Annotated in this window: 25 protein-coding genes, 1 tRNA gene and 1 pseudogene; 20 read left to right on the top strand and 7 right to left on the bottom strand. The window is 34.9% G+C overall.

Annotated elements, in window-relative coordinates; translation table 11 throughout:
* Positions 1 to 178: 178 nt before the first annotated feature.
* The 3 genes from WH267_RS22655 to WH267_RS22645 form a co-directional block, all read right to left on the bottom strand.
* Positions 179 to 673, bottom strand: coding sequence for a hypothetical protein (locus WH267_RS22655; RefSeq protein ID WP_340011154.1), 495 nt, complete (start codon positions 671 to 673; stop codon positions 179 to 181).
* A gap of 25 nt (positions 674 to 698) precedes the next feature.
* Positions 699 to 1,895 carry a hypothetical protein gene (locus WH267_RS22650; RefSeq protein WP_340011153.1) on the bottom strand — a complete coding sequence of 399 codons (1,197 nt, stop codon included), beginning with the start codon at positions 1,893 to 1,895 and terminating at the stop codon, positions 699 to 701.
* Between the two features lie 580 nt (positions 1,896 to 2,475).
* Positions 2,476 to 2,546: transfer RNA gene (locus WH267_RS22645), tRNA-Gln, on the bottom strand.
* 370 nt (positions 2,547 to 2,916) lie between these two features.
* On the opposite strand from WH267_RS22645, the gene der reads away from it, so the two are divergent.
* Positions 2,917 to 4,227 (top strand): ribosome biogenesis GTPase Der, encoded by a 1,311-nt coding sequence (der, locus tag WH267_RS22640; RefSeq protein WP_115970043.1) that lies wholly within the window; start codon positions 2,917 to 2,919, stop codon positions 4,225 to 4,227.
* A gap of 254 nt (positions 4,228 to 4,481) precedes the next feature.
* Positions 4,482 to 5,132: a uracil phosphoribosyltransferase gene (upp, locus tag WH267_RS22635; protein ID WP_340011150.1), complete on the top strand. Its 651-nt coding sequence runs from the start codon at positions 4,482 to 4,484 to the stop codon at positions 5,130 to 5,132.
* A 2-nt stretch (positions 5,133 to 5,134) separates the two neighbouring features.
* Here upp and WH267_RS22630 read toward each other — a convergent pair whose 3' ends face one another.
* The 3 genes from WH267_RS22630 to WH267_RS22620 all read right to left on the bottom strand — a co-directional run bounded on the left by WH267_RS22630 (position 5,135) and on the right by WH267_RS22620 (position 8,131).
* On the bottom strand, positions 5,135 to 5,821 hold the full coding sequence (locus tag WH267_RS22630) for an alpha/beta fold hydrolase (RefSeq protein ID WP_340011148.1): 687 nt from the start codon (positions 5,819 to 5,821) through the stop codon (positions 5,135 to 5,137).
* Between the two features lie 122 nt (positions 5,822 to 5,943).
* Complete coding sequence (locus tag WH267_RS22625) at positions 5,944 to 6,600, bottom strand: ComF family protein (protein ID WP_115970046.1); 657 nt, start codon at positions 6,598 to 6,600, stop codon at positions 5,944 to 5,946.
* A 58-nt stretch (positions 6,601 to 6,658) separates the two neighbouring features.
* The gene (locus WH267_RS22620; protein WP_115970047.1) at positions 6,659 to 8,131 is read right to left on the bottom strand and encodes a helix-turn-helix domain-containing protein; all 1,473 of its coding nucleotides are present in this window, start codon (positions 8,129 to 8,131) and stop codon (positions 6,659 to 6,661) included.
* A gap of 126 nt (positions 8,132 to 8,257) precedes the next feature.
* Between WH267_RS22620 and aceB the strand changes: the two genes are divergently transcribed.
* The 12 genes and pseudogenes from aceB to WH267_RS25205 form a co-directional block, all read left to right on the top strand.
* A complete protein-coding gene (aceB, locus tag WH267_RS22615; protein WP_340011145.1) occupies positions 8,258 to 9,832 on the top strand; it encodes a malate synthase A in 1,575 nt (524 codons plus the stop codon).
* A 117-nt stretch (positions 9,833 to 9,949) separates the two neighbouring features.
* Positions 9,950 to 11,230 (top strand): isocitrate lyase, encoded by a 1,281-nt coding sequence (gene aceA / locus WH267_RS22610; RefSeq protein ID WP_115970049.1) that lies wholly within the window; start codon positions 9,950 to 9,952, stop codon positions 11,228 to 11,230.
* 227 nt (positions 11,231 to 11,457) lie between these two features.
* A complete protein-coding gene (locus tag WH267_RS22605; protein ID WP_115970222.1) occupies positions 11,458 to 12,030 on the top strand; it encodes an OmpH family outer membrane protein in 573 nt (190 codons plus the stop codon).
* Between the two features lie 99 nt (positions 12,031 to 12,129).
* Positions 12,130 to 12,519: an acyl-CoA thioesterase gene (locus tag WH267_RS22600; protein WP_115970050.1), complete on the top strand. Its 390-nt coding sequence runs from the start codon at positions 12,130 to 12,132 to the stop codon at positions 12,517 to 12,519.
* A gap of 39 nt (positions 12,520 to 12,558) precedes the next feature.
* Entirely contained in the window at positions 12,559 to 13,224 is a 666-nt protein-coding gene (locus WH267_RS22595) for a DUF6624 domain-containing protein (protein ID WP_340011143.1), read from the top strand.
* 97 nt (positions 13,225 to 13,321) lie between these two features.
* Entirely contained in the window at positions 13,322 to 14,764 is a 1,443-nt protein-coding gene (locus WH267_RS22590) for a serine hydrolase (RefSeq protein WP_340011141.1), read from the top strand.
* A gap of 72 nt (positions 14,765 to 14,836) precedes the next feature.
* Entirely contained in the window at positions 14,837 to 15,283 is a 447-nt protein-coding gene (locus WH267_RS22585) for a 6-pyruvoyl trahydropterin synthase family protein (RefSeq protein WP_340011140.1), read from the top strand.
* Between the two features lie 24 nt (positions 15,284 to 15,307).
* A complete protein-coding gene (locus WH267_RS22580) occupies positions 15,308 to 16,078 on the top strand; it encodes a UDP-2,3-diacylglucosamine diphosphatase (RefSeq protein ID WP_123317975.1) in 771 nt (256 codons plus the stop codon).
* Between the two features lie 194 nt (positions 16,079 to 16,272).
* Positions 16,273 to 17,265 carry a LuxE/PaaK family acyltransferase gene (locus tag WH267_RS22575; protein ID WP_340011138.1) on the top strand — a complete coding sequence of 331 codons (993 nt, stop codon included), beginning with the start codon at positions 16,273 to 16,275 and terminating at the stop codon, positions 17,263 to 17,265.
* A gap of 52 nt (positions 17,266 to 17,317) precedes the next feature.
* Positions 17,318 to 17,863 (top strand): hypothetical protein, encoded by a 546-nt coding sequence (locus WH267_RS22570; protein ID WP_340011136.1) that lies wholly within the window; start codon positions 17,318 to 17,320, stop codon positions 17,861 to 17,863.
* Positions 17,864 to 18,019: 156 nt separating this feature from the next.
* Entirely contained in the window at positions 18,020 to 18,688 is a 669-nt protein-coding gene (locus tag WH267_RS22565) for a hypothetical protein (RefSeq protein ID WP_340011135.1), read from the top strand.
* A gap of 130 nt (positions 18,689 to 18,818) precedes the next feature.
* Positions 18,819 to 18,964, top strand: a pseudogene (locus tag WH267_RS25205) (penicillin-binding transpeptidase domain-containing protein); the annotation flags it as partial.
* Between the two features lie 167 nt (positions 18,965 to 19,131).
* Here WH267_RS25205 and aqpZ read toward each other — a convergent pair.
* The gene (gene aqpZ, locus WH267_RS22560; protein ID WP_123319053.1) at positions 19,132 to 19,848 is read right to left on the bottom strand and encodes an aquaporin Z; all 717 of its coding nucleotides are present in this window, start codon (positions 19,846 to 19,848) and stop codon (positions 19,132 to 19,134) included.
* A 220-nt stretch (positions 19,849 to 20,068) separates the two neighbouring features.
* Here aqpZ and WH267_RS22555 point away from each other — a divergent pair, with 220 nt between their 5' ends.
* The 6 genes from WH267_RS22555 to WH267_RS22530 all read left to right on the top strand — a co-directional run bounded on the left by WH267_RS22555 (position 20,069) and on the right by WH267_RS22530 (position 25,091).
* Positions 20,069 to 20,689: a DUF5715 family protein gene (locus tag WH267_RS22555; RefSeq protein ID WP_165852187.1), complete on the top strand. Its 621-nt coding sequence runs from the start codon at positions 20,069 to 20,071 to the stop codon at positions 20,687 to 20,689.
* Positions 20,690 to 20,755: 66 nt separating this feature from the next.
* On the top strand, positions 20,756 to 21,526 hold the full coding sequence (locus tag WH267_RS22550; RefSeq protein WP_340011134.1) for a hypothetical protein: 771 nt from the start codon (positions 20,756 to 20,758) through the stop codon (positions 21,524 to 21,526).
* Between the two features lie 16 nt (positions 21,527 to 21,542).
* Entirely contained in the window at positions 21,543 to 22,166 is a 624-nt protein-coding gene (locus tag WH267_RS22545; RefSeq protein WP_123317979.1) for a hypothetical protein, read from the top strand.
* A 95-nt stretch (positions 22,167 to 22,261) separates the two neighbouring features.
* A complete protein-coding gene (locus WH267_RS22540) occupies positions 22,262 to 22,948 on the top strand; it encodes a sensor histidine kinase (RefSeq protein WP_115970060.1) in 687 nt (228 codons plus the stop codon).
* Positions 22,917 to 23,594 carry a response regulator transcription factor gene (locus tag WH267_RS22535; protein ID WP_115970061.1) on the top strand — a complete coding sequence of 226 codons (678 nt, stop codon included), beginning with the start codon at positions 22,917 to 22,919 and terminating at the stop codon, positions 23,592 to 23,594. Before WH267_RS22540 ends, WH267_RS22535 begins: the two co-directional genes overlap by 32 nt.
* Before the next feature lie 153 nt (positions 23,595 to 23,747).
* Entirely contained in the window at positions 23,748 to 25,091 is a 1,344-nt protein-coding gene (locus WH267_RS22530; protein ID WP_340011132.1) for a T6SS phospholipase effector Tle1-like catalytic domain-containing protein, read from the top strand.
* Positions 25,092 to 25,206: the final 115 nt, after the last annotated feature.

Genomic DNA, 25,206 nt, shown 5'->3' with positions numbered 1-25,206 from the left:
ATCATAATACATCAAACTGTTTAAGCTGATTTCGCCCAGTTTTAAAGACAGCCTGACGTGTAGGTGCAACAATGATGAGTGTCTGCAGGCAACTTAAAATAAAAATGATTGGCACTATAGGTAGAGCCAATCATTTTAAATGTTGTTTTGAAAATATTAATCCTTCTTTTAGAATAGATTATTTAGCAGACCAATCTTTACTGTTATATCCGTTAACTCCTACGAATTTTATTTTTTCTATTTTCATATTCGAGAAAAATTGAGCAAAACTATTATTCCACATTCCATGATGTTGCAGCACCATACTTTTAATTTGAGGAGGAATTTCATCCTGGAAGGTAATTGTAATCCAGGGAATCTGATACTTATTATCTAATGCAGGTTTATCCATATTAGAATCACAGAAAAATAATCTTAAGATATAATATTTTATACCGGTATCTGTTTTGCTGTCATATGATAAACCAATAATGTTTATATTTTTACTTAATAATTCGTTGTGGAATTGTGAAAAGTTTTGTCCGTAGAATTGTGTTTTATTCGAGGCAATAGTATTCAACTTAGGAACAACACCATTATAAAATGTAATATAATCATTTACTGATTGAGCTTTATACGTATGTATAAAACATATACTTATGAATAATAAGCTTCTTAAAAATATAGATTTCATATTATTTTTTTTCTAAACCATTAAATTATGGACATTTTGATATTTTTATACCCTCTTTAACTCCACTGTATGGAATTGTTACTTGTGTTACTTCTGTATTTATCTTTTTAAGATTTCCATTCACATCTGCTTTAGCGACACTGATGCCAGCATTATATTTATCCAAAATATAAGCCATGGCGACAGCTTTGCTATCATAAGCTTCTCCGGAAGTATTATCATACGTTCCTGATTGATGATATACAAATGCTTTATAGAACTCTATTCCCAATTGGCTGTCTTCTTTAAACGAATGATTTTGAGAATCATAATTTTGATCCTTAGGAAATTGATTAAGAAATTGTCGGGCTAAAGTAGCATTACTAATTACAAGAGCATATACTTCACTTGTTCCTTCATCGGAATTACCATACACAAAACGATATTTCAGGTTAGGGCTGCTAATGGCAAGAGAATTTATCATACCATACAAATCTCCTCCCGAAGGATTACCCCTTCCTCCTGAATGAGAATGGCCATCACCAATGTATGAGGTTGTTAATTGAGAAGTAGGAATTGCTCCACTATCCTCATTCTGCTCTACAGCTGATGTTACTTCGTAATCTCCATTAGATTTCTCACCGATAGCAACTGCCCATTCATTGGAAGCTTGAATTTTCCCTTTTAAAACTGCATCCATTTTTTGCCTTATTTCACTGTTTTTTAGAATGGTATTGGCATCACTCATAGAGCTTTCTGCATTTTTGCATGGATTTTGGGAGTTTTCTTCCGGGCTTTCACTACCACTACCGGTACCTCCATACAAATTGGCGCCACCACTCATTCCGCCACCAAAACCTCCGAAGCTTCCATAATCCATGTAAGGCTGATAAATAACATACGAAGGTCCGGGAATACTGTCATAAGCAGTAATTATAATTTCCTGTATAGCTTCTTCCTGTTCAGGTTCTTTTCTTGAAGTTGTTGAGGGTGAATTATAAAAGTTTTGAAACTTTGCTATAACAGCCTGTACTTCGGGCGCATCATTTTTTACTACTATAAAATTTACCCAGTCTCTTTGAGGATTCACCAACCCTATAAGTATGGCATTTACTTTACCGTCTTTTATGATAGGGTAGGCAATTCCTTTTGTGGTATCCCCATAGGTAAGACTTCTCAGATTAAAATAAATATCTCCCACTTCATTATGAAATCTCTCTGTATAAGAAGGGTTTTTACTCATAAACGATTGAATAATCTGTTTAAAAGGTTCATGATAACTTACATACCCGGAGTTACTTTTTTGTGTGATTTTTTGAGAAGGTAAACTGCTCTCAAATCGACTGAAAGCTTCAATCCTCTCTCTTTCAGTTCTTTTTTCTTCTTGTGTTACTTCATCCGTCCTACAAGAGTTGAAAAAGAATAAAACTGTTACTACTAAAAGTAACCGCAAAATAAATTTCCTGTTCATCGGTTCTCTATAATTTTTTTAGGGTGGCTAAAGTAAAAATAATTTTTATTTCACGAAATATAGATTTTATCATGTTCTGAATTGTCTTTATACAAAGGTTTTTCCGGGATACGACAAATCATGTCATATTATAATTTAATTTGTTTTTACCTCTTCATTAAAATTTTATTTTGAATAGGAGATTATCTTTCTTTGGAATCTGATGACAGGAATTTTTTGAATTTAAAACTGGAACGATATCATTAGCTTGACAGTTTGTTAATTAGATATTGTAGAAAGTGAATCTAATGCTTGATTGCTTTGAGTGAAAATAAAAAAGCCTTGTAAATCAAATGATTAACAAGGCTTTTTGTAGACCCACAGGGATTCGAACCCCGACTGACGGTACCAAAAACCGGAGTGCTACCGTTACACTATAGGTCTGTTTCGATGCTGCGAAATTATAGAATTTATTTTAAATATGAAAATCAAAATTGAAGATTAATTAACATAATAGAGCGGGAATAGCTTTACTTATTGATAGCCAAATAATTATTTTTTTTATTTTTTTCGATAAATCTGTTTTTAAAGTTATATTGTAGAGTCAGAAGGCTTTTTGATGACATCATTTTCTGAGATTAACTGTAGGATAGTAACTCCCATCGTCATTTTTTCATCTTCCATCCTTCCCATCTTAGCCTTCTTTATGTTAAATAATAAAAACTTATCTTTGCAAAAAATTGGGCTCCAAAAGTTGGAGTAACCCATTAATAACGTATCCTTAGCATAGCAAAAGGATTATTAAACATTTTTTATGTCAAATATTGTTGCAATCGTTGGACGCCCCAATGTAGGGAAATCCACGCTTTTTAACCGTTTATTAGAGAGAAGAGAGGCTATTGTAGATTCTACAGCCGGTGTTACCAGAGACCGTCACTACGGAAAATCTGACTGGAATGGGGTAGACTTTACCGTAATTGATACCGGAGGATATGATGTAGGTACTGATGATATCTTTGAAGAAGAAATCCGTAAGCAGGTACAGTTAGCAATAGATGAAGCAACTTCCATTATCTTTATGATGAACGTGGAAGAAGGTCTTACCGATACCGATCAGGAAATTTACAGACTCCTTAGAAGATCAAATAAACCTATTTATATTGTTATCAATAAAGTAGACTCTTCAAAAGAAGAACTTCCTGCAACAGAATTCTATCAGTTAGGAATCGATAAATATTTCACTCTTTCTTCTGCTACTGGTTCAGGAACCGGAGACCTATTGGATGATATTGTAAATGATTTCCCAACAACAGAGTACAAAGATCCTTTTGAAGGACTGCCTAAAATTACAATCGCAGGTCGTCCGAATGTAGGGAAGTCTACAATGACTAATGCCTTATTGGATGTTGAAAGAAACATTGTAACTGATATTGCAGGAACTACAAGAGACAGTATCCAAACGTTATACAACAAATTCGGACACGAATTTGTATTGGTAGATACGGCTGGAATGAGAAGAAAGTCTAAAGTAAATGAGGATCTTGAATTTTATTCCGTAATGAGATCCATCCGTTCTATTGAATATTCTGATGTAGTCATTATCATGGTAGATGCTACACAGGGATGGGAATCTCAGGATATGAATATCTTCGGATTAGCTCAGAAAAACAGAAAGGGAATCGTTATCCTTGTTAATAAATGGGATTTGATCGAAGATAAACAGACCAATACAATGCGTGACTTCGAACAATCGATCAAAGATAAAATCGGTCAGTTCCAGGATATTCCAATTCTTTTCGTTTCTGCATTGACGAAACAAAGAATTCTGAAAGCAGTAGAAGTAGCAATGGAAGTGTATGAGGATCGTAAAAAGAAGATCAAAACTTCAAAATTGAACGAAGTAATGCTTCCTATTTTCGAAAGAACTCCACCACCGGCGCTTAAAGGAAAATATATTAAAATCAAATATTGTGTTCAGCTTCCTACACCATCACCGCAGTTTGTATTTTTCTGCAACCTGCCACAGTATGTGAAGGAGCCATATAAAAGATTTACTGAAAATCAGCTGAGAAAAGAATTCGGATTTACCGGAATTCCGATTGAAGTATATTTCAGACAAAAATAAAAGAACAGGTGTTCATATAAAGATCTGGTAAGGAAACTTACCAGATTTTTTATTTTGAAGAATTCCATCTCAAATGACAGTATTTTTAGAACAAAATAGAAATCTTCAGTTTCCATTGTTGTCACTAAGGTTTTCCTAAAATAGGACTTTTTGTTATTCAATAAGTTCATGCCCTAATCTTCAAATTCGTTTTTTAGTTGTAATTTTGCAGCAATTAATGTTTTACTAACTGTAATTAAAAAACCTAAATCTTCATGCTTACTATTTTATCGCAAAATTTTTCTCTTGTTAATGAATGGATTAATGAACTTCGAAACGTTGATGTTCAGCATGACCGAATGAGATTCCGGAGAAATATGGAAAGAATCGGAGAAATTGCGGCCTTTGAAATCAGTAAAGGATTGGAAGTAAGAGATGTTGAAATCCAAACTCCTTTAGATACTATTAAAAGTAGGGAAATTGCAGTACAACCGGTGATTACAACCATTTTAAGAGCAGGAGTTCCGTTATTTGAAGGAATTCTTAATTACCTTGACAGAGCAGATTGTGGTTTTGTGGCTGCTTACAGAAAGCACGATGCCAATGATTATTTCTCTATCAAACAGGATTACCTTACTTGTCCGAATATTGAAGGAAGACCTTTAATCGTAGCAGATCCTATGCTGGCAACAGGTGCATCCCTGATTGAAGCAATCAAAGACTTGTTGACCAACGGGAACCCAACTCAGCTTCACATTGTAGCAGCCATTGCTTCAAGACAAGGGGTAGAAACTGTACAAAATGCCTATCCTGACGCTCACATCTGGGTAGGGGCCATTGATGAACAGTTGACCTCAAAAGGATATATTACACCAGGATTGGGTGATGCCGGAGATTTAAGCTACGGAGAAAAACTTCAACGATAATTTTAAGAAAGATTCCAGAAATCTTTCATTAAATTCAACAATAAATTAGGTCGTACTTTATCCAGTGGATGCTTTGTATCCGGGAGTACGGCCAATTTTGCATTTGGAAGCTCTCTGTATACAGCTGTACTTTCGTCAATAGTTACCATATTGTCCTGATCTCCTACCATAATCTGAACCGGAATATTAATTGTAGCCAGATTATTTTTTAATGGTGGATTTTTGCCCAGAGCAATCATTAAATCAGCAATAGCCGGAAGTAACTGTTTCCATTTCGAGCCATGCTGTTTCTCTAAAGTTTGTGCATATTTTGGGATTTTTTCAAGAATAACATCAGGATTAAGCATTTTACTTTCCTTTAAAGCCTGTTCCTCTGTCCAGTTGAATTTTGTTCCCAAAGTCATAATAGAATTTATGTTTTCAGGATGTTTTACAGCATAGCAAAGGGCAACATAGCCACCCATGCTGTGTCCTAGGATGTGTACATCCGTTAGATTATTTTCTGTACAGTATTCTGTCAACTCCTGAGTATATTTTTCTATAGTGATTCCATCTGCAGGAAGATCATTACTTCCATGTCCTGAAAATAAAGGAGTGTGAATTGTAAAATAGGATGAGAGACTATCCAGATAAGGGATAAATATTTCAGAGTGACCTAAAGCTCCGTGTAATAAAACCAGGTTCGGCATGATTATTTTGTTTCCGGAAAATTAAGCAAAAGAATCGGAACACAAAAACAGGAGAATTATACTGAAGTCCTTCCATAGAAAGAACGGTGCTTGTAAATCACAATCTAAAACTTTAAACCTCTTTACACATCCATTGCCATTACCAGCACACTTACCTTGTTATGCTCACCGGCATTTAAAATCTCCCATGCAATAGACGAAACGGTGGTTCCTGTTGTAAAGACATCATCAATTAGTAATATGTGTTTTCCGTTTACAGGTTGAGTAACAGAAAAGGTATTGATGGTTTCCAGACGATGCTGCTTATCTTTTAAGGCTTGTGCTTTGGAATAATAATTTCGTTTGACTAATTGATGGTCAAAGGGAATTCTATAATATTTTGAAAGGGTTTCCGTGTATAAATGAAGCTGGTTATAGCCTCTTTCCCTTATTTTTTTAGGATGAAGGGGAACACTTACCAGAAGATCCGGTTTTTGGTTTTTGAAATCAAGTCGGTCGGTTGTCCATTCACCAAGAATTCTTCCGGTTATCTCTCTGCTTCTGTATTTCAGTTCATGAATAATTTTCCGGCTTAAACTTTCTTCTTCAAACTGTATAAGAGCATAAGTATTCTCAACAGGAAAAAGAAGCCTGCATTTTTCTTTCACAGGATTGTTTTCGAAATAGTCATAATGGGTAAAATGAATCTGGTTGAAACAGATATCACAAACCAAAAGATTAGACTCAATAATTCTGTTACAATGAAGACATCGGTTGGGGAAGAGTAGGTCCAATATCATAAGTGTGTTTTTACTAAGATATGAAATAGTTTTTAGCTCCCACTCTAAAATTTCAGGTTCAGAACTCTTTCCTTATCTTCTCAATCGAGTTCTTCATACTGAGATTGAAATGCTCCTTCTCCAATCGAACTGGTGGAGCCTGTCTTACTTCACAATCCGGGATACTGCAGGATTCACAGGTTACTCCTACATTGATGGTTTTTAGTGATGGAGATTTTATAAAGCCTATTTTTTTTATTGTTTGTGAATTCAGTAAAATACCCAGACAATAACTTCTGTTGCTGCCATCAGAAAAAGGGTTTTTCTGAGAGGTGGAAATAACAAGATAGCTTATTCCCTGATCTTTATAATGGGAGATCTGAGCATCTGTCAGAGTTTCATTTTCCTTTAAATAATGCAGGTTTTTTACAGCGATCCATTTTCTGCAATAGTGCTCATTGGTTGCATTGGCATGAGGAGCCTGTTGGTGATTAAGGTGGAGCTCTTTTAGAATTTGAATCTTTTCAGATCCTTTCTTTTTTACCAGACATAGATAGAAAAGATCTTTAATGCCCATTTCGGCAGAAAGGATATTAGTAAGGCGATAATAAAAAGTTTCAGGTGAGTTTGTAAAGCTGTTGATAAGACTGGCGAAATTCTCAGGTTCCCAGGTGTTTTGCTGAAAAAATTCTGAGGTCTTTTCAATTGTAGGCTCCTTTGAAATCAATAAAGCACCTGCAAAATAAGAAGCATAAAAATTGTTCAGAATTTCTTCAAAACTTCCGAAGTCAAGCCATGAATAGGTGGTTGGACGGACTTTTAGCTCCAGTACATTGAATCCTATTTCCTTAGCCAGAATAAATGTTTTCTGATCCTTTTCCAGTTTTTTATTCAGAAGCAGCAATTTTTTTTCAGGAATAAACAGGGATCTTAGATTGTCTAATGTTCCATATCTTTCAAAATCTTCAGACTGAATAGTATAGCTGAATTTTTCCGTAAGGATATTCTCCAGAATGTCAGACTTTAAATTCTTATCAATCTGAAGATGGTTTTCTTCAGTGAAGAGGTCTACTTTATCTTCAATTTCAGGGAAATAATTGTCATACAATTCCTGGAAGGATCGTAAAACTGCAAAATAAAACCTTTCCTTCCCGAGATTATAGTTCTGAGAAATCTCTATTAGTGCATTAATAAAAGCAGTTACTTTTTTAGGAGCGTCACTGATAATACTGATGAGATTGTTTTTATTAATCCCGAACAATTCCAAAGGAACTTCCTTGAAGAAATCAGATTGGAGGATTTCATTAAACGGAGCAAGGCTTTTGTCCAGCTTTGTGGATACCAGATCATCAAAAGTGCAGTTCAGGGCTTCAGAAAGCTGGATGATCTTGTCGTGTTTCGGATATTTTTTCCCGTTTTCAATTTCGTTAAGGTAAGATTTTGATAATCCGGTTTTTACGGCAAGATCCTGCAGAGACCAATTTTTCTTTTGTCTCAGCTGTTTCAGTTTTAGCCCGAAAACGGTCTTGATAAAGTCGCTGTCTGAATTCATTACTCAAATATAAATAAATAGATGCGATTATTCGCATAATAATTTTTAAATAAATTTAGCGAACGTTCGCTGTTTGTGAAAATTTTTATTTATGTTTGTAACATCAAATCACAAAATCAATATGTTATGGAAACTAAGACTCAATTAAAAATAACAGCTCAGAAGCAGTTTGAAGAAATTTTCACTCCGGATTTGATCGATTTCTTAATCGCCCTTCATCAGAATTTCAATCATAAAAGAGTAGAACTTTTAGAAGCAAGGAAAAAAAATCAGAAAGAATTCGATCAGGGGATTCTTCCGAAATTTTTAAAAGAAACAGAAGAGATCAGAAATGGAAATTGGGTGTGTGCCCCATTGCCGGAAGATTTGCTGGACAGAAGAGTTGAAATTACAGGACCTGTTGACCGTAAAATGATAATCAATGCTTTGAATTCAGGAGCTTTTACTTTCATGGCAGATTTTGAAGACAGCAGTTCGCCAACTTGGGAAAACTGTATAGAAGGACAGATTAATCTTACGGATGCTGTTAACAGAACTATTGATTTTGTCAACGAAAAAGGGAAAGCTTATCAACTGAATGAAAAGACAGCTGTTTTATTGGTTCGTCCAAGAGGATTACATCTTCCTGAAAAACATATTCAGATTAATAATGAAGAAGTATCAGGATCATTAACTGATTTTGGAATTTACTTTTTCAGAAATGCAAAAAACCTTTTGGAAAAGGGAAGCGGACCCTATTTTTATCTTCCAAAATTAGAACATTATAAAGAAGCAGGATGGTGGAATGAAGTTTTTGTCTTCGCACAGAATTATCTGGGAATTCCTCAGGGAAGTATTAAAGCAACTGTTTTAATAGAAACCATTACCGCTTCATTTCAGATTGATGAGATTTTATATGAATTAAAAGAACATAGTTCAGGGCTTAACTGTGGCCGGTGGGATTATATTTTCTCATATATCAAAAAATTCAGAAACCTTCCGGAATTCATTGTTCCGGACAGAGATCAGGTTACTATGACTTCACCTTTTATGAGTGCCTATTCAAAAAGGGTAATTGAAGGCTGTCACAAAAGAAACGTTCATGCTATGGGTGGAATGGCTGCACAGATTCCGGTAAAGGATGATGATGAAGCTAATACTATTGCTTTTGAAAAAGTAAGAAGTGATAAAGAAAGAGAAGTGAAAAACGGTCATGATGGAACTTGGGTAGCCCACCCTGCATTGGTTTCGGTAGCTAAAGATATTTTTGATCAGTATATGCCTTCCAAAAACCAGATCGATAAGAAATTTGAATACAGCATACAGGAAAGTGACCTGCTGGAAATCCCTAAAGGAGAAATTACAGAAAAAGGAGTAAGAAAAAATATCAATGTAGGGATTCTGTACCTGGAGAGCTGGCTGATGGGAGTAGGGGCAGCAGCTATTTACAATCTGATGGAAGATGCTGCTACAGCAGAAATTTCAAGAACACAGATCTGGCAATGGCTGAAAAATGAAGCTGTATTAAGCGGTGACAGAACATTAACCAGAAATATGGTTCTTCAGTGGGAGTCCGAAGAAATGGACAATATTGAAAAATATGTTGGTGAAACCCGCTTTAAAAATGGAAAGTTCAATCTTGCCAAAGAACTTTTCAATGAGCTGGTGTTCTCAGAAAACTTCGAAGAATTTTTAACTCTTAAAGCATATCCTTTTATTTAACCTGAGAGTAGGGGTTTTGAGTGTTTTACAGCTTGAATTTTACATCTGTAGATCATTATTCTAAACCTCAGATCTCGTATCTCGAACCCGTAATTCAACAAACAAAATCCAAATATTATGAAAACAAGACAAGAACAAATCCAGACTCTGGAGCAAGATTGGCTGACAAACCCACGTTGGAAAGGTGTAAAAAGACCATATACAGCAGCAGAAGTTTTAAAACTTCGTGGTTCTTACACAATTGATTATACCATTGCGACAGAAATGTCTAAAAAATTCTGGGAGAAATTAAATACCCAGGATTATGTGGCAGGACTTGGAGCCTTAACGGGTAATCAGGCAGTACAGGAAGTAGATGCAGGACTGGAAGCCATTTACCTTTCAGGGTGGCAGGTAGCTGCAGATGCTAACTTGTCTGGAGAAATGTATCCGGACCAGTCTTTATATCCAGCGAATTCAGTGCCTTCTGTGGTGAAAAAAATTAATAATGCTTTATTAAGAGCAGATCAGGTACAGTCTGTAAGCGGAACCGGAGATAAAGAATATCTTGTGCCCATCATTGCAGATGCTGAAGCAGGTTTCGGTGGAAATCTGAATGCTTTTGAACTGATGAAGCAGATGATTGAGGCTGGAGCTGCCGGTGTACACTTTGAAGATCAGCTTTCTTCTGCAAAGAAATGCGGGCATTTGGGCGGGAAAGTATTGGTTCCTACTCAGGAGGCTATCAATAAATTAATTGCAGCACGTCTGGCAGCTGATGTATTGGGAGTTCCAAGTCTCATCATTGCAAGAACAGATGCCGATGCGGCAGACTTACTGACCTCAGATATTGATGACAGAGATAAAAAATTCGTAACAGGAGAAAGAACTTCTGAAGGTTTTTATGTAGTAAGAAACGGGGTAGAGCAGGGGATAGACCGTGGTTTATCTTATGCGCCGTACGCAGATCTGATCTGGATGGAAACTTCAAACCCGGATTTAGAGCAGGCAAAAAGATTTGCCGATGGAATTCATGCGCAGTTTCCGGGAAAAATGCTTGCTTATAACTGCTCACCTTCTTTCAACTGGGCTGCTAAACTGAGTGTTGAGGAAATGTCTACTTTCCGCGAAGAGTTGGCTAAAATGGGATACAAATTCCAGTTTATTACACTGGCTGGTTTCCATGCATTGAATACAGCGATGTTTGAATTGGCTTTAGCATATAAAGAAAGAGGGATGGCTGGATATTCAGAATTGCAGGAACGTGAATTTGCTTTACAGGAAAAAGGATTCAGAGCAGTAAAACATCAGTCTTTTGTAGGTACAGGATATTTTGATGAAGTTCAGAATGTTGTTACCAATGGATCCTCTGCTACCGTAGCGATGAAAGATTCTACAGAAACGGCACAGTTTCATTAAATAGTCAGTTTTTTACATTATACATATTTTCGAAGCTCTCTCCAGTTTTTGGGGAGAGCTTTATTTTTTATTCAGTTTTTATGAAAAACTCTTTGCAGGATCTGAAGTATTTATAATGATATTGATGACTTAATTAAGTCTAAAAAAACAGGATGACAGTAAATGAAAAATTATATTATATTTGGGCACGGAAAAAAAGTAAATTTTTCGAAAAAGTATATATTATAATGAAACTAATTAAATTATTTTTTATTGCAGCAGGATTAACTTTAACGGCTAATGCTGTAAATGCTCAACAGAAGATCGGGAATATAAGCACTGATGAGGTTTTTGCTAATTTACCTGATGTAAAAATGGCCAGTGAAACGGTTGATAATCTGACAAAAGTTAAAAAAGCAGAAATTGATAAAGTTATTGCTGAATATCAAACTAAATTAAAAACAGCACAGGATAAAGAGAAGACTTTAACTGAGGCTAATAAGGCTGTTTTAACCAAAGAATTAGAAGCAGCACAAGTGGAATTGGATAATCTGGCTAAAAAGATAGAAGATACAAGAGCACAGGCGGCTAAAGAAATTTCAGCTAAGCAGGCTGAGCTGTACAATCCTTTACAACAGAAAGTAAAAGATGCTGTTGCTGCAGTAGCCAAGGAAAAAGGGCTGAACTATATATTTGACGTTTCAACACGTGGTTCCAACCTTGTTTATACTGAGGGAGGTGAGGATATTACGGATCTGGTAAAAGCAAAACTGGGAGCTTCTGCAACAGCTACAAAGCCGGCAGGAAAAGCTAAAAAATAAATTCAGAATATTGAATATTGTAAAAACGGAATCAGATCAACATCTGGTTCCGTTTTTCTTTAATTTAAAACCATACATTTGAGTAAATATTTCATTGGAATGAATTTAGTCTATGAAAAGCAGATCAGAGTTACAGAAGATCATATAGACCAGAACAACCACGTTAATAATGTTCAGTATGTGCATTGGGTAGAAGAAGTGGCAGCGGAGCATTGGAATCTCTTAAAACAAAAAACAGAATATGTAAACGATGCGTGGATGCTTCTGGATCATCACATCCGGTACAAAAAGCAGGTGTACCTGAATGATATGATTACAGTAAAAACTTATCCACAAACTCCTGAAGGCGCAAAGCAGCCAAGAAAAGTAGAATTTTATTGTAATAATGAGCTGGTTGTGGATTCTTCTACACTTTGGGTTCTGTTTGATACAGAAGCGAAGAAGATAAAGCGGCTGGAAACTAATTGGCTGGAGAAACTGAAAATTTAGTTGAGAATGTTGGTATTCGAAGTATTATAAATAATTAATATGAAAAAAATATTACTATCGTGGGCTGCGATAACTTTTATCAGCTGTAATTCTAATAAAAATATATCTGCTTCCGAACGTGAGAAAATTATTTCCGAATTAAATTATATTGGGAAAATAGATCAGAAATTTGCAGGAATTCCCCCGGCAGATATGGCAGAAAAATACGGGGAAAATGTTTGGAAAATATTTGAGGCAAAAAGAGACAGTGTAGGAAAAGATAACCAAAACAGAATTAAAAAGCTTTACTCTCAGTATGGTTATTTAGGTTTTAAACAGGTTGGAAAAGAAAATTCAACACAATTTTGGTTGCCCATTCAGCATGCGGATCATGATATTGAATTTCAGAAAGCAATGCTTGTGGCTATGCAAAAAGAAGTCAATAGGAATAATGCTTCTAAAAATGAATATGCATTACTGGAAGATCGAATAGCTGTTAATACTCATCAAAAACAGAGGTTTGGTACACAGGTAACTTATAATAATTTTGAACAGGCTGTTCCTAAAAATGGATTAATAGACAGTGCAAATGTTGAAAAACTGCGTGCTAAATATGATTTGCCTACGCTTAAAGAATATTATAACGGAATGACCGAGAGGCATTTTAAAATGAATGAAAAAGTCTTTTTACAGAGAGGAATTACAGAGCCAAAACTTTATAAATAAAAGATGAAAGCTTTTGCAATGATAGAAAAAAATGTTATTCAGTGTAACATAATAAAGCTAGTATTTGTCTTATAAGAAATAAATGAATAGATACACAATGAAACAGACTGTTTTAGCAGCCTTATTTTTTAATATATCCATTTTAGGATTCAGCCAGACGGCAGAACAGTCAAAAATAATTGACAGTTATATAAAAAATGTTATCCAGATTAATGAAATCCCTGGAATGGCTGTAGGAATTGTAAAAAATGATAAAGTAACATTCCAGCAATACTATGGACGTGAAAATCTTGAAAGTGATAAAAAAGTGGATTCCAAGTCCATGTTCAGAGTTTACTCTAATACAAAATTAATTGCTAATGTTGGGCTTTTTAAACTTGTTGAAGAAGGAAAACTGTCGGTGGATGATAAGATTTCAAAATATATAGAGAATTTGCCAAAAGACTGGCAAAACATACAGGTGAAAAATCTTCTTTCCCATTCTTCAGGATTACCGGATATGGCTGATATTAAAGATTTTGCCGAGAAAGCAACGCATAATGAAGTCATTGATCGCCTGTCAAAAGAAAAAATAGAGTTTGAAGCCGGAGATCATTACCGGTATAATCAGACCAATTATCTTTTGATTATGATGATCATTGAAGAAATAACAGGCAAAACCTTTGAAGAATATATTCTGGAAAATCAATTCTCTGATTCCAGAAACCAGGTCGTGTTTTCTTCCAACTCAGTTGAAAAAATTCCTAATAGAGTAGGGAAGTATAATTATAATCCGGAAAAGAGACAGTATGAGAAATTGATGACTATTGATGGAGTGAGATCTCATTCAGCAAATGGTTTGGCGATTACGCTTCCTGCTTTTCTACAGTGGAGTATCCATTTCAGCAAAAACGATTTTCTAAAACCGGAAACAAAAAAGATGATGTGGAAACCATTTAATTATAAAAATAATGACTGGGAATTCGCGCATGGCTGGGAAATTACAGACTCTAATAATATAAGATCATATGGTTTTTCCGGTGGAAATGTAAGTGCATACAGCATCTTCCCGGATAATAATATGGCGATTGTTGTGATGTATAACGGAAATAAAGGATTTCCTGTGATGTATCAGATGGTGAATCATATTGCGGGAATTATAGATAAAAAACTGATGAATCCTTATATGCTGGCTGAAGAAATCACAATTGCAGAACCTTTTGCTCATCCAAATCTGAAGAAGGAAGTGTATGGATATAGGATAGAAAATGATAAAGTGATTTTTTCCTATCAATATCCTGAAAATTCAAATACAGAATTTATTAAGAATGTTTCTGTAGCAGGTGCATTTAATAGCTGGAATATGAATGATGTATCTTATCAGCTGACTCTAAAAAAGAATAATGTCTTTGAGGTTGCAGTACCCAAATCCCAGTTCGAAAAAGGAAAAACTTATGGTTTTAAGTTTGTGATGAATAAAAGCGGATGGCTCACCATTCCTTATAATACGGCTAATACAGATGGAACTCCGGATAATAATTTCGCCCTGAAAATTGATTAGACCTTTATTTGAAAATCATTGTAATAGAGACAGTCTTTTCTTTGTTAAGCGGTTTTGTCATATCTTTGCAATATGATACGTATTACAAAAATTTTTACATTCGAAACAGCCCACGTACTGTACAACTACGATGGGAAATGTAAAAATATGCATGGACATTCCTATAAGCTGTTTGTAACAGTGAAAGGAAAACCGATTAATGACATTGAAAACCCTAAAAACGGGATGGTAGTTGATTTCGGAGATATCAAAAGTATCGTAAAATCTGAGATCGTAGATGTATGGGATCATGCAGTGCTTTTGAATGCCCTTTCTCCCCATAAAGAATTGGGAGATGATCTTGAACAGAAAGGACACAAAGTAATCTATTGCAGTTTCCAGCCAACCTGTGAAAATATGCTCTATGCTATTGCAGCTAAAATAAAATCAAGACTTCCTGAAGGAATTTCTTTGGCTTATCTTAAACTTCATGAGACTGAAAACTCTTATGGAGAATGGTTTGCAGAAGACAATCAATAAATATTATCCCATAAAGTTCAGACGGTGTTAAAAACAACAATTAATTTAGAACCTGGAAAAAAAGTATACTTTGCTTCAGATCAGCATTTCGGTGCACCTACTCCTAAAGAAAGTAAGGTTCGTGAAGAAAAGTTTATACGATGGATGGATCAGATCAAAGAAGATGCACAGGTTTTATTTTTAATGGGTGATCTTTTTGACTTCTGGCATGAATGGAAACATGTGGTACCTAAAGGATACATCCGTGTTTTAGGGAAAATTGCAGAACTGAAAGACAGAGGAATCCATATTTATTTCTTTGTAGGAAACCATGATCTTTGGATGAAAGATTATCTTGAAGAAGAGATTGGATGTACGGTTTTTTACCAGAAACAATATTTTGAAATGGGTGGAAAACAGTTTTTGCTGGCCCATGGAGATGGATTGGGGCCTGGTGATAAAGGTTATAAGAGAATGAAAAAACTTTTTACCAATCCGGTGGCACAATGGTTTTTTAAATGGCTTCATCCCGATATTGCCATGAAAGTGGCATTGTATCTTTCCCAGAAGAATAAAATGATCTCAGGAGAAGAAGACAAAGCATTCTTAGGGGAGGATAAAGAATTTTTAATTATCTATTCCAAGGAGAAGCTGAAGACAGAGAATATAGATTATTTCGTATATGGACATCGCCATCTTCCCATGGTATTGGATTTGGGAAAAAACTCAAAATATATCAATCTGGGAGACTGGATTTCCTATTTTACCTATGGCGTTTTTGAAAAAGACTTTGAACTGAAGACTTTTGAAAAATAAAACAAAAAAAATTACCCCTAAAAAGAGGTAATTTGAGAATGAGTGGGGGACTCATTCTGTTTTTAATCCATATTCCGATTAGGTAATTGCAAGAAGTTTACCAAAGTCAGATTCATATATTAAAAAAACATTAAATAAAAATATTTTATCCAGATAATTGCTTTATACAGAGGTAATAGGAAGATCGAAAAATTATGGAGCCGAAGAATATATTCAACATACAGACCGAGCAGGATTTCCTGAATGTAACATTGAAAACATTTCGTTATCAGTATGAAAATGTTGAGATATATAAGAAGTTTGTAGATTTTTTAAATATCAATACTGATGAAGTTGACGATCTGTCTAAAATTCCTTTTCTGCCGATTGAAATGTTTAAAAATCATCAGATTCTTGATAAAAATGTGAATACAGATCTCTTTTTTCAAAGTTCCGGAACCACGCAGATGAATCTTTCAAAACACTTCATAGCCAATACAGATTTGTATGAAGAAAGTATTTATAAAAGCTTTGATCAGTTTATTGGAAAACCTGAAGACTTTATTTTCCTTGGGCTGCTTCCAAGTTATCTGGAAAAACAGAATTCATCCCTAATTTACATGGTGGATTATCTGATGAAAAAATCTGACAAGTCAGAAAACGGTTATTTCCTTTACAATCATTCCGATCTTTTTGATCTTTTAAATCAGTTGCGCGATAAAAAAGTAATTCTTTTCGGGGTTTCTTTTGCCCTGTTAGATTTCTTAGATTACTGCCATTCCGAGCGAAGCGGGGAATCTATAAATGTTCTTGAAAACCTAATCGTTATCGAAACCGGAGGAATGAAAGGACGAAAAGAAGAAATGACGAAAGATGAGCTTTTGAAAATATTGCAGGAGGGCTTTAAAACCGATAAGATTTATTCAGAATATTCAATGACAGAATTGCTATCCCAGGCTTATTCTCTTGGAAATAATGAATATCAATGTCCCAATTGGATGCGGATTAAGATCAGAAACGCAGAAGATCCTTTCTCTTACGAAAAAGAAGGAAGAACAGGAGCAATCAATATCATTGATTTAGCCAATATCCATTCCTGTGCCTTTATTGCCACTCAGGATCTGGGTAAAATAACAGGTGATAAATTTCAGGTGCTGGGAAGAATAGATCACTCTGATATCAGGGGTTGCAGCCTGTTGGTAAGTTAACAAAGAACATTCTTTGTATGAGGTTTCAGGTCTCCGGTCTAAATTCTAAATTATGCTTAAAATAGAAGAACTTGTTCACGCATACATCCATACCCACTGCGATTTTGAAAAAGAACTCGTCTTGACGAATTATTTTCAGGCGGATTGGGAAGCTGATATCCTTATTATTGACGCTGTAGGATTGAGTCATGAAATAGAGATCAAACTTTCAAAAAGCGATTTTAAAAATGATTTTAAAAAATCATATATCAATAAAGATACTGGAGAAAAATTTCTTAAACACGATAAAATTTCCTGTGGAGATTATGTCTGTAATACATTCAGTTTTTTGCTTCCGATGGGAATGGTAGATGTAAGTCTCATTCCTGAGCATTGTGGAATTATTGAGTTTTATCATAATGAAGATACCTGGAATACGGAATTCTATCTTATCCGTCCTCCAAAAAGACTTCACGAAGATTCTTACTGGAAACTGAATGATAAAGATCTTTTTATTAGAAAAATAGCTTTAAACTTACTTCAGCGTAAAATGGAAATCAAAGGAAGACAAGAAGAACTCATTTTTAAAAATCCTTTTGATCTTAAAAAAAGAAAATAGAGGTCCTGTCGGAAAGACAGGATTTTTTGTTGCTCTCTTTTTGTATATTAGCAGGATAACGATGCTATTTAAGAGTTAGATATAAATCATATTGTCCATAAATAGTTATTGTTTTATATAATTTTCATTGAGATGACTTACTATTGAAACAGGAATATGGAAGATATTATTTGTCCTTACCCTTGGGATTGTGGAAAAACAATTGAACCCAAGAAGCTAAGCAAACATGATTATGATTTTCTAAGCTCAGCATCCGAAAAAAAAATGATTTTTATGATCATACATTGCCCTGAGTGCTCAAGAGAGTTTAAGTTTAATACAGTACAATGGAAATCAGATAAGTTTGGGTATTCTGATCCCAATATCACTATTGAAAAAAAGAAAAAAAGAAAAAAACAACTGACAGCTATTCTGAATAGAGTAAAAGTTGATATCCCATTAGCCTATTTTGATTACTTGATCAGTGGTGAATTCGATTCTCAAATTTCAATCTTTTCAAATGAAGAGAACTTTAATCTGTATGATCTTAACCAGCTTTGTGAAAAAATAAATGTAGACGGAACGTCTTATCTTACCATTAGTCAATTAAAAGGGTTTGTACATTCATTATTGGAGATTACTGATGGAATCTCTCCAAAAGGACAAGATTTGAACTATAAAGATATTTCGAATTGCTTAACAATCGGTTCAGAAAATACAAAGCTCTTATGTATTGATTATCGAGACCAGAATTCTTTATGGATTTTTCATCCTGATGGTGGGGATATTGAACGTATATCAGTAACATTAGAAAATATTATTAAGAGGCAGAATCTCTATAAATAATAAATTTTTAGGGTGTCTTTATTTACATAGTCTTTTATTTTTAGAACTTATAGTAATACCATGAGAGTAGGACAAATTATTCAATTGATTAGTATCGTTGGATTCAGTAAATAAAGATTTTAATCACTTTACTATTAGATCAAAAACAGGCCGGACAAGAGATAATGGAATAAACACTGGCTGGTAGAAAATAGGGATGGAACTTATTTTTTTGCAACCAGACTCCTGCAGAATAGAAAGGTAAACAGCTCAAATTTTGGTGTCTGTAGAAAATAAATTAAGGATCTGGGTATTCTAAAATAAAATTGTATATCAGTTTTCTACCTAATATTGGAATTCTATATTGATTATTATAAATTTCCGGCTTTACAATTGTTATAAAAAAAAAATAAACTATCTCGATCGAGATAGTTTATTTTGATTAAAATTTATCTTTAATTTAATTAATCCGTTACTTCCTCAGAATCTCTCTGAAGTAAGAATTTGTAGATCAATCCACCTACAATTCCACCAAGAATAGGAGCTACCCAGAACAACCAAAGTTGTGACATAGCCAATCCGCCTGTGAAAACTGCCTGCGAAAGGGATCTTGCAGGGTTTACAGAAGTATTCGTAATAGGGATAGAGATCAGGTGGATCAAAGTAAGGGCAAGTCCAATCGCAATACCGGCAAACTTACCATTAGCCCATTTATCTGTAGCACCCATAATCACGATAAGGAAAAAGGCAGTTAATAAAAACTCCGCCAGAAATGCAGCACCCATACTGAATGCTTTCCCGTTGTAGACTGCTTCCCCATAGAAATTGGTAGCAAAAGCTCCAGGTGCTGAGAAATCTACAACCCCGGCTCCGTTAAGAATCGTGTATAGACATCCTGCAGCTACAATAGCACCAAGACACTGCGCTACAATATAAGGGATGAGGTCTTTAGCAGAGAATCTTCCCCCAGCTAAAAGCCCGAAAGAAACTGCAGGATTGAAGTGACCACCGGAAATATGACCTACAGCATACGCCATTGTAAGAACAGTAAGACCGAAGGCTAGCGCAACTCCTAAAAGTCCGATCCCGATATCAGGAACACCCGCTGCAAAAACAGCGCTCCCGCAACCTCCGAAAACAAGCCAAAATGTGCCGAAAAATTCAGCGAAAAGTTTTTTTATCATGTTGTTTATTTTAAAAATGTAACTCAAATGTAGAATTTATATCTTAAAGTAAAAAGTTAAAACTGAAAAAATATTTCAAAATTAAAGGAATAAATATTATAAATTAAACAAATTGGTTTAATGTTTGTTTGGGATTTGTCGGAATACGATTATAGTTGCTGGTGAAAGAGCTAACATAATCGTTTTATTGTTCGGTACTAATTTAAAGTGGTGGTTAATGAGAAAGTTTCTTTGTGTGGTCTTTGTACCTTTTATGTATAGTTTACATTATTCGCAGGCAGTAAAAAAAACGCTTCCCTGTTATGATCTTACAACTGTTTTAAAGGTGGAACCAACAGCACTTTATAAATCCCATCTGGATGCCTCCAAAAGTTTTGGAGTACACTTATTGAAAGACTCCAAAACCATACAGAAATATATCAGCAAAGGAAAGTTCCATAAAATAAAGAAATCCGGAAAAGGATACCAGATTCAGAGGCTTGATTATAGCAGAGCTTATATGGTTTCTAAAGGAAAGACTACGCTGGAAAATATTGGGTCTAAATTTAGTAAGGCAACAAAAGGGGGAACCTTTACGGTTTCATCTATTACCAGAACATTGGAAGATCAATGCAGGCTGAGAAGGGTGAATTCCAATGCTTCACTGGGAATAAGTTCTCACAACTATGGCAACTCCTTCGATATTTCTTATGTAAGGTTCAATAATGTTCTCAAAAATAACCCTAAAATGGAAGTTGCTTTGGAGAAAGTTTTAAAGCATTATGCTGATGCTGGTAGAATTTATTACATAAAAGAAAGACAGCAAAGTTGTTATCATATTACAGTGCGGAATTATTAATTAAATTCCTACTTGCACAGCATGTTTAGTTTGTATAATTTTATACAACTAAAAACCACCATGCTTATGACAACATTAAACATCGTAGATTATTTACTTCCTGTAGAAGAATGCAAAATTGCTGCAGACGAATGGAGTTTTTGCCGTTCTAATTTCTTAAAAATCAAGGATCTGATTCCTACCACGTATGTTTTTACTATTTCTGATGGTCCGCTCGAGTGGATGAAAAGCTATAAGGACTATCCTGAATTCTGTGCCACAATGGGAATATGGAAAGACCAGTTGATTCTGATCTTTTATCCTATGAATGAAAAAGGAGACAGAATAGATCAGAAAGAATATCCCTATTGTGCTCTTGCCGAACTGACTAGTGATGTGAAGCTACAGGAGATACAAGAGTATACCATTGTTAAAAATACGATCCTTTCCAAAGGGCTTGAAAAAGTAGAGAAAAATACAGATATGGCTTTCCCTATATCCGATAAACCTATTCTTGAGCAGGATATAGCTATTGAAGCCATTGAAAGCTGGAGAGAATCCGGAATGGATTGGTTTTACAAAGAGTGTAGCGAATCTCAAGGAATGGGAATATTTAAAAGGTTTTATGTTCCTACAGCAGATTTATGCCTTTCGGATGAAGGGTTGACGGAAATGAAATGTTCCTTCGGACTTAAATATAATAATGTGTACGGAAAAATGTTGGTAACCCTTATTTTTATCTCTTTCCGCCAAAATCTTCAGAATTCAGAACGTGCAGATATGATGTCTAATACCTATGACTGGGCAAAACCATGTCCACCTATATGTCGTATACCGGGAATGGAAGGTGAATTTTAAAATAATAATTTAAGGAATGGCAGATCTTTATAAGACGATTTTATTCCTAAACTATGGATTGCTTCTTGCTGTTATAGTGTTGGGAGCTGCTAAATACCGTATATTAAATCATAAAGAAAGGCAGTATTTCTATTGTATTGCTTTTCTTTTTTTTATTGAACTGTTGAATCTTGTTTTGCCTTATATTTTCAGGCTCAATGATACCTCATTTCTTTATCCGTTCTATATTGGCGGAGAATTCTTTTTACTGACGGGCTTGTTTATCAGAAAACTGGATTGGCCCAAATATCTCTTGGGATTGAGTGCTGCGATTGCAGTTGGTTTTATGATCTCAAAATACGGTTTTGATTATCCTGCCAATGCAGATATAGCAAAGGTAGTTTCCAATATCATGATCATCTGTCTTTCGGGAATAGCCTTGATTAATGAGATTAAAAAGACTTCAGATCAGAATCGTTTTCTTTGGGTAGATGCCAGTATTTTTTTCTATTACTCTGTTTCAGTATTTATTTTTATCATACAGCATCAGATTGCTAATCTTTCAGAAAACAATTATTATATTCTTTTCAGTGCCAATAATATCTTTTCAAGTATTTTATACTGTTCACTTATATATACCTTTATCCGATTAAAGAAGTAACATTAAATATCAACCTTTTGATCCTTATAATTGTTACCATAGCAGTTATAGTATCCTTTATTATGCTTGCCTACAGAGCTTTTATAAGCAGGATTATGAAGGAAAAAAATGTACAGCATGAAGCAGAAGTTCTTCATCAGAAAAAACTGGCATTGGAAAACATCAAAGCTCAGGAAGAAGAAAGGAAAAGAATGGCTGTGATGATTCATGATGATATAGGAAACAGGCTCAATATTCTTTCTTTATGGCTTAATAATCTTGATACCAAGGGCGATGAGCTGATCAAAAAAAATATCCACAGCCAGATGTCTTCGCTGATTGATGCAGCCAGAAGCATTTCCCATTCATTATATCCGGTGAATCTTGAATCGGTGGGACTCGTATTGTATGCGGAAGAACTCATTGCGAATCTTTCCCATAAAATTAATATTTCCTTGCAGGTAATGCCCGGATATGAAAAGAAAGATCTCTTTGTGGAAGTACAGCTGTACCGGATTATTCAGGAATTTACCACCAATGTAATCAAACATTCTAATGCCACAGACCTGTGGATTTATATAAAAGATTATCCGCAAAATATGGCTGTCATTATTTCAGATAACGGACAGGGTTTCGAGTATGAAGAGGTGAAAAAAGGGATGGGAATCAAAAACATTGAATCCAGAATCAAATCGATGAATGCCGTTCACAAATGGAAAAAATCTTTTTTAAATAAAGGAAGTCGTTTAATCATTAAAATTCCGAAACATTATGAGTTCCCAAATCAAAATAGCATTGATTGATGATGAACAGCTAATCCTTGAAGGGGTGAAAATGCTGCTGTCCAATGAAAAAAATATATCTGTATGCCTTACCGCAGATAACGGACCTGATTTTATAGAGTCTCTGGGAAACCTCTCAGAAAAAGAATTTCCTGATATTGCACTTGTAGATGTCCAGATGAAGCCCATGAATGGGTTTGAGCTGGTAGAAATTCTTAAAGACAGGTATCCGGATCTTAAAGTCATCATCCTTTCTTCTCATTATAAAACATCTATACTGGGATATATGGTGAAACTGGGCGTTTCTGCTTTTCTTCCTAAAAACTCGGATAAGAAAACATTTATTGACGCGATTACTATGGTAGATAAAAATGGAGTTTTCTTTACAGCTGAAGATCATCAGATGCTTTTTACCTATATGAACAGTTCAGCTAAGAAAAATTCACTTTTTGAAACCGAAGATGAGCTGTCTGAAAGAGAAAAAGATGTTGTAAAGCTCATTTGTCAGGAGTTTACCAATAATGAAATAGGAGAAAAACTTTTTATAAGTCCCAGAACCGTTGAAAGCCATAGGCAGCGTATTCTGGAAAAAATAGGTGCTAAAAACACAGTGGGAATAGTCATTTATGCCATTGTCAACAATATTTACTCACTCGAAAAAATTTGATTAGATTCCGTAGAAATACGGAATTTTTTATTTGGTACTTTCCACTCTAGCCAGACTGCTCTTTCTTCCGTTATTTTGAAATGTCTCTTTTAGGGATTTTAAATAAAAACATAAATGTACAGAGAAGATCTGTAATAAAAAATTAACAAAAGAATGAATGGCAGTAGAGTGATTTCCGTCGGAATTTTCTTTGACGGCACGGGAAATAATGGAGTAAATGCACTTTCATCAGATAAACCACTGAATAACAATGAAAGCTATCATGGTGCATTCACCAATATCTATAAATTATACAAACTATTTATCGGTAACGAAAAAATATATATTGAAGGAATAGGAACCGTTTCAGGTGGGGAAGACAGTAATTTCGCCATGACTACATGTGCCAATCCACCTTATGGAAAAGGATATTCTTCAGATGATAAGCTTCAGAAAGCAGAAAAATTTGTACAAAGGATTATTCATGATGAAGACTGTGAGTATCACTTTTACTTATATGGCTTCGGAAGAGGAGGAATGCTGGCCAGAACCTTTTGTCACTGGCTTTTTTCAAACTATTCTTTTGCTAAGATGAAAGTGAAATTTTTGGGCGCTTTTGATACTGTAGAATCGAAACCATTTAATACCTACGATCTGAGTATTCCTCATCAGGTGGAAAATGTATTTCATATCTGCGCACTCAATGAATGCAGATTCTTTTTTCCACTGACTGTTTTTTTTGAAAACTCAAAAATGATGCAGGATTACCAGTTTCGGAATCATATTTCTGTTTGGAAAGAAATTTTTGTTCCGGGAGCTCATGCTGATATTGGAGGAGGCTATCTGGAAGGACCGCAGTCGGTTTATATTTCTACAGATTTTGCTGATACGGATGATCTGAAAAATTATGTTCAAAACATCAGAAACACAAAAACAGATACCGAAGGAAGTAAAATCTGGGATGCTTTACTTTCCGGATTTAGAGTGGAAAAAAAAGATGCTTTTGCTAAAGCCTATATGAGTAGGGATAAAGTTTACACTGAACTTTCAAAATTATATGGAAAACTCATGCTGCAGGAAACCAATAGAATATCGCAGGTGTTTATCTCAGGAAAAGATTTGGAGACAGATTATAACAGGCATCCTTTATTACAAAACTTGTTTGAAGAAATGAAAGTTTATGTACAAGATCTTTCCATAAATAAAAAACCAATGTACAATTACAGTAAATTGGCTGATTATATCCATATTGCTGCCAATTTCGGGCTCTATCAAGACGGTTTGTCGAAACGGTCCGAGTATGAAGTAAATGTTGAACTTCTCAACAACGGAATGAATGTTTCAAGCAGTACAATTGTAGATCAGAAAAGTCATGCAAGACTTTCTGCTGAGCTTCACCTTCCCGAAGACAGCTTTGTAGCCGATTTTCTGTATGGAACCAGTGTTCCTAACAATGATATCTGGACCCGTTCAATTATCAAAACTCCGGCAACAAGGCTGGATAAAATAGATAATTAATGTCAGTCCTTTTTTAGTTTTAAATTTTAGGTTAGGGAGCGTCATTTCAGATGTTCCCTTTTATTTTATAATATGTCTTTTTGAATTCAATAGGTATAATTACTGAACTGTAAAT

The sequence above is a fragment of the Chryseobacterium sp. MYb328 genome, from assembly GCF_037572595.1.
Classification (GTDB): Bacteria; Bacteroidota; Bacteroidia; order Flavobacteriales; family Weeksellaceae; genus Chryseobacterium; species Chryseobacterium pennae.
This window is presented reverse-complemented; position numbering and strand designations above follow the sequence as displayed.